Source organism: Dokdonella sp. (assembly GCF_041395345.1).
Lineage (GTDB): Bacteria > Pseudomonadota > Gammaproteobacteria > Xanthomonadales > Rhodanobacteraceae > Dokdonella.
In genome coordinates this window covers 1-4547 of the sequence record NZ_JAWLAR010000032.1, presented here as the reverse complement: position 1 = coordinate 4547, position 4547 = coordinate 1, and the positions used below count along the sequence as shown (strand labels likewise).

General features: G+C 63.2%; 6 protein-coding genes and 1 pseudogene. 3 read left to right on the top strand and 4 right to left on the bottom strand.

The genetic code is table 11. From position 1 onward, the window contains the following. Both R3F00_RS17845 and R3F00_RS17840 read right to left on the bottom strand, forming a co-directional pair. Positions 1-291, bottom strand: a 291-nt coding sequence (locus R3F00_RS17845) for a ParA family protein (protein ID WP_371283077.1), incomplete at its 3' end; no start/stop codon positions are given. A 63-nt stretch (positions 292-354) separates the two neighbouring features. Next, positions 355-1383, bottom strand: a complete 1029-nt coding sequence (locus tag R3F00_RS17840; protein WP_371283076.1) for a hypothetical protein — start codon at positions 1381-1383, stop codon at positions 355-357. A gap of 213 nt (positions 1384-1596) precedes the next feature. Between R3F00_RS17840 and R3F00_RS17835 the strand changes: the two genes are divergently transcribed. Next, on the top strand, positions 1597-1806 hold the full coding sequence (locus R3F00_RS17835) for a PGPGW domain-containing protein (protein WP_371279706.1): 210 nt from the start codon (positions 1597-1599) through the stop codon (positions 1804-1806). Here R3F00_RS17835 and dinB read toward each other — a convergent pair. Further along, on the bottom strand, positions 1803-2891 hold the full coding sequence (dinB, locus tag R3F00_RS17830; RefSeq protein WP_371283075.1) for a DNA polymerase IV: 1089 nt from the start codon (positions 2889-2891) through the stop codon (positions 1803-1805). The genes R3F00_RS17835 and dinB overlap by 4 nt on opposite strands. A 160-nt stretch (positions 2892-3051) precedes the next feature. Further along, positions 3052-3546: an alpha/beta hydrolase family protein gene (locus R3F00_RS17825; protein WP_371283074.1), complete on the bottom strand. Its 495-nt coding sequence runs from the start codon at positions 3544-3546 to the stop codon at positions 3052-3054. A gap of 9 nt (positions 3547-3555) precedes the next feature. Between R3F00_RS17825 and R3F00_RS17820 the strand changes: the two genes are divergently transcribed. Both R3F00_RS17820 and R3F00_RS17815 read left to right on the top strand, forming a co-directional pair. Further along, complete coding sequence (locus tag R3F00_RS17820) at positions 3556-3960, top strand: hypothetical protein (protein WP_371283073.1); 405 nt, start codon at positions 3556-3558, stop codon at positions 3958-3960. 103 nt (positions 3961-4063) lie between these two features. Next, positions 4064-4547 (top strand): annotated as a pseudogene (locus R3F00_RS17815) (hypothetical protein); the annotation flags it as partial.

The following is a 4547-nucleotide window of genomic DNA, read 5'->3' as shown; positions in this document are numbered from 1 at the left end:
GTCGAGAAACTCCGCGATTTCGCTGGCCCGGATACCGGCACCGGAATCGATGATGACGCGCTCGGCGTCTTCCGGGATACGCTGCTGCCAGCCCTTGCGCGTGGCATCGATGGGCAATACGGCGGTATCGAGGACAGCGCGCTTTTCGCACCATCGGCTGCTTGAGGCCTGGCGGTCGGCATCGGCCAACACGGTCGCCTTGCCCTTGAGCGCAGAGTGCGCCGCCAGATTCGTCGCGATCGTGGATTTGCCACAACCGCCCTTGGAACTCGCCACCAGGACTCTCAGCATCTAGGCCTCCGTCGGGTTGCACAGCGCGGGAGAGCGTACTACAGGCGGGCGGATCGTGTCGGTTTAGTGACAGCCTGTCCTGTCGACTGGAGGCAGCGACCCATCGTCTGGCTGCCAGTCCGATGGCGGTTGCAGCAGCTGGCCGTCTCGCAACAGGGCTCGTTCGGCGACCTGGATTTCGTTGCGCGTTTCCATCCAGTCGGCCTCGAACGCGTCGAACTCGACGGGGTCGCATTCGAGCGTGCTCGAAAGCAACGCATAGCGAGAGTTGATGTATTCGAAGTCGCGCATGGCGGTGGCGGCTTCCGGAGCGCCGCTGCGGCGAAGCAGGGCGTTGCCCATGCCGCGCGAAATGATTGCCGTGGATTGCCCTGCCATGAGGCGCGCCGCAGCGATGCAGGCATCGCGACGGCCCGCAAGCAAGTCGACGCTCTTGTCACTGCAGGCGGAAATCAGGCTCGAGAAGGCGGGCAAGGCCAGCGCCGTACTTCGTGCCATTGCCATGATCAGAGGTTCTTCGGCCAAGGCCTGCTCGCGGTCGAGTTCAGGCTGCGCGGGTCGGGGATGGGCCCGGAATGCTTCCATCCATGCCAGTGTGAAATCAACATAGTGCTCGTCAAAGGCGGCCGCAGCACCAAGATGTGCAAGCGCTTCGGTAACGCCGTTCTCGTCTTTTGCCTCGCTGGCGGCTTGAAGCACGAACATCCAGGCTGCTCCATTGTCTGGCTCCAGGCGCAGCACCGCTTTCGCCGGTTCCGACAAGGTGGTGGCGGGCGCGGTGTAGAGTGCGGCGAACCACTGGACGAAGGGGTCATCTGGCGCGGCTTGTGCGGCTCGATCCAGAAGAGCCTGGCGCGATAGGCCCGCTGGGTTCCCGGCATACGGCAGGGACGTCGCTGCCAGTACCAGCGCGCGGGGCGTTCCTTCTGCGAGCAGGCTTTCGACAAGGCTGGCGTTGTAGTGCCCTTCGCTGCTCTCCCGGACGCGGTCGGGTTGCTCTGCCGCCACCGCCTCGCAAGCACCCATCAGGGTGAACAGCAATGCAATGAATCGCGTCACGTCCAGCTCCTTGCCGTGATGAACTTCAAGCATACAACACGGTCATTTCGGAGCGGTTCACCTGAAACGTTCAGACTGATCGATGCATGGCCAGCATTCGCCGGGTGCGGGTTCTTGCACCATACAAGTACAGGGGCATCGATGACTGCCAGCGTGCGCAGACAATGGAAACACTTTGCAGCCACCCCCAGGGGCCGCCGTTTCGTGACTCGCTATCGACTGCGCCGCGGAAGCAGGAGTGGTCTGGTGCGAAAGGTCCTGATCAGCGGGCTCGGCGTGCTGATCATGCTGGCCGGCGTGGCGATGCTCGTCCTGCCCGGCCCCGGAATCCTGGCCCTGATTCTTGGTGCCGTGCTCGTGGCAGAGGAGTCACTGTTCGCGGCGCGCCTGCTCGACCGGCTCGATGTCTGGATTTCACGAAAGATCGAAGCCTGGCGTGCGCGGCGACGACGCTAGCCAGTGCTTGTCGAATCGCCATCGCCACCGAACAGGCCAGCCTGTTCTCCCAGTTCGTCGGCATCGCGAAAATTGCTGATGCCGACCCCGACCAGGCGATAGCGCGTGGATTCAGGCAGGTTCACGCGTTCGCGCAGTGCCAGGGAGAGTGTGGCCAGTTCATCTGCGGACTCGGGCATCGTCGCTGGTGTCAGGCTGCGCGTGAGGATGCGAAATTCACGGGTCTTGAGCTTGAGTACCACGGTGTGCCCGACGCGTTCGACCTTGCGGCTCGCAGTCCAGACCTTGCTGGCCAGTTCGCGGATCGCCGGCTCGAGATCCGCCAGCGGCAGATCCTCGGCAAAGGTATCCTCGGCCGATATCGACTGTACCGGCCGGTCGGGCGTCACGGCGCTTTCGTCGATGCCGTTGCTGAGTTCATGCAGTCGCCGACCGTAGCGGCCGAAAAGGCTCTCAAGCTCGTGCACATCACGGGCGCGCAAGTCACCGACCGTGCGAATGCCAAGCTCGGCGAGTTTGCCGTCCATGACCTTGCCGACGCCGTGGATTCGCCCGACCGATAGTGGCGTCAGGAAGTCTCTTACGGCATCCGGCTTGATCACGAACAGGCCATCGGGCTTGTTCCAGTCCGAGGCGATCTTGGCGAGGAACTTGTTGGGTGCAACTCCGGCCGAGGCGGTCAGTGAAGTTTCCTCGCGGATCTGCTCTCGGATCGCCCGGGCTACCGCCGTGGCTGAAGGCAGGCGGCCGTGATTCTCGGTGACATCGAGGTAGGCTTCGTCGAGCGACAGTGGTTCGACGAGGTCGGTATGGCGCAGGAAAATCTCGCGCACCTGGCGCGACACGGCACGATAGCGAGTGAAGTCGGGCGGCACGAAGACCGCGTCCGGACACAGTCGTTCGGCACGTATGGCCGGCATCGCCGAACGCACGCCAAAGGTCCTCGCCTCGTAAGACGCCGCACAGACCACCGAGCGCGCACCACGCCAGGCGACGACCACCGGCCGACCACGCAGCGAGGGATCATCCCGCTGTTCGACCGATGCATAGAACGCGTCCATGTCGACGTGAAGGATCTTGCGCATGGGGTCGGGAATCGGGAATGGATGATGGGGAGTCGGCAAGGGCATGCCACGCGGCTTGAAACTCGCCCGGCAACGCCAATCGCCGATGCTACCAATGCCCGGAGTCGCTGGCGAAGGTCCTGCCTGCAATCAGACGCAATTCTGCGTCAGGTGTCGCTTCTCATCGATCGGATGCGCGGCCGACAATCCACTCGACGATCGCATCGAACCTCTCTCGATCGAGAGCGTGTCCGCTCTCGACGCGGAGCTCGGTGATGAAGTCGCCGGCGACCTTGGCCACTACCTGGTCCGCATCCCGTGAATACTTGTCCCCGGTACCCGACACCACCATTGTCGGCCGAGGCCCGATGCCTGCAAGAACATCGTGCGTGTCGATCTGGCGTGCGAGACCGGGCACGGTCTCGAAGAGAGAGATCCCGGTGCCTTCCCGGCGGCGCGTCTCGAAGCTGCACACGGCACCGCTGACGCACGTGAACCTGCATCGTGCATCGACTGCCGCGTGGTAGAGCGCGGTGTAACCACCGTAGGAGTGGCCTGCCACGCCCACGAGTCGCTCGTCCAGCTCGGTGGCCTGGAGCAAGACGCTCAGCGCCCGTTGGGCGTCATCCAGGCACTTCCTCATCAGCAGGTCACCATCGACCAATCGGTAGCTCATGGCGTTGTAGTGCTGAAGCCAGTCGTAGTGGTCCGGCTCAACCCCGCGAACCGCTCCTCGTCGATCCTCGAAAGAGATGGAGTCCGGGGCCAGAACGGCGAGGCCTCTGCGAGCGAGCGCCGGCCCGAAGGCCTGAAAGGCATCGCCGACCAAGCCGGCTACCTCACTCTTGCCGAAGTGGAACTCCCCATTGTGCTGGTGAAAGACAACCACACCGCCGAGCATGTCACGGCCCCTCGGTGTGAACAGGAAAGCCGGGATGACGTCGCCTTCCCGTCCCCGGTACTCGATCCGTTCCCGGTTGAATCCGACGGCCTCTTCGACGTCGCCTCGCTGGAATTCAACCGAAACAGGGTGCGCAAGCCCCAGGAGTTCTCGAAGCGTCATGCTCAGGTCAGTCATCATCAGCAATGATAGCCCGCAATCAGGACGGCACGTGCGCAGTCGCGGGCGACGACATGCTGCAGGCTATCGGCGGTATATTGGGTGGCTCAATCATTCAGCGGGATCCTTGTCGATGCGAATTTTCAACGTAGTGGTTGTCCCTGTACTACTGCTTGCCCTTGCAAGTGCCTGCAACAAGCAGGAACAAACCGCCGCGCCCTCGCCTGAAGCCATTGCAGCGGCCAGGGCCCAGCAGGAAGCCAGGGCGGAACAGCATTACGCGATGTACGAAGAGATGCTCAAGGCGGGCAACGCCGAGCTGGCACTTCCCCTCGGCGACGAATTGCTCAAGATGTATCCCGACAGTGCTGCTGCCGCACGCATCCGGCCCGACATCGAGGCCTTGCGCGAGAAGGCGACGACAGAAGGCGAGGCGCGGCGTATGGCACGTCTGTGGACCTACCAGACATCGCCGATGGCCGGTGGAACGCAGAGCACGGCCACGATCTACCAATCCAGTGACGGTGGCGCGAACGGCGATCAGGTGCGTCTCGTCTTTCGCCGGCATACCGACTGGGGTCAGAGTGTCTTTCTCTACGGCAGCGAGCCCGGATTCA

Bases quoted from the DNA above. Each gene is read 5' to 3' on its own strand.
- R3F00_RS17840 (WP_371283076.1), bottom strand. From the start codon at position 1,383: ATGCTTGAAGTTCATCACGGCAAGGAGCTGGACGTGACGCGATTCATT.
- dinB (WP_371283075.1), bottom strand. From the start codon at position 2,891: ATGCGCAAGATCCTTCACGTCGACATGGACGCGTTCTATGCATCGGTC.
- R3F00_RS17825 (WP_371283074.1), bottom strand. From the start codon at position 3,546: ATGAGCTACCGATTGGTCGATGGTGACCTGCTGATGAGGAAGTGCCTG.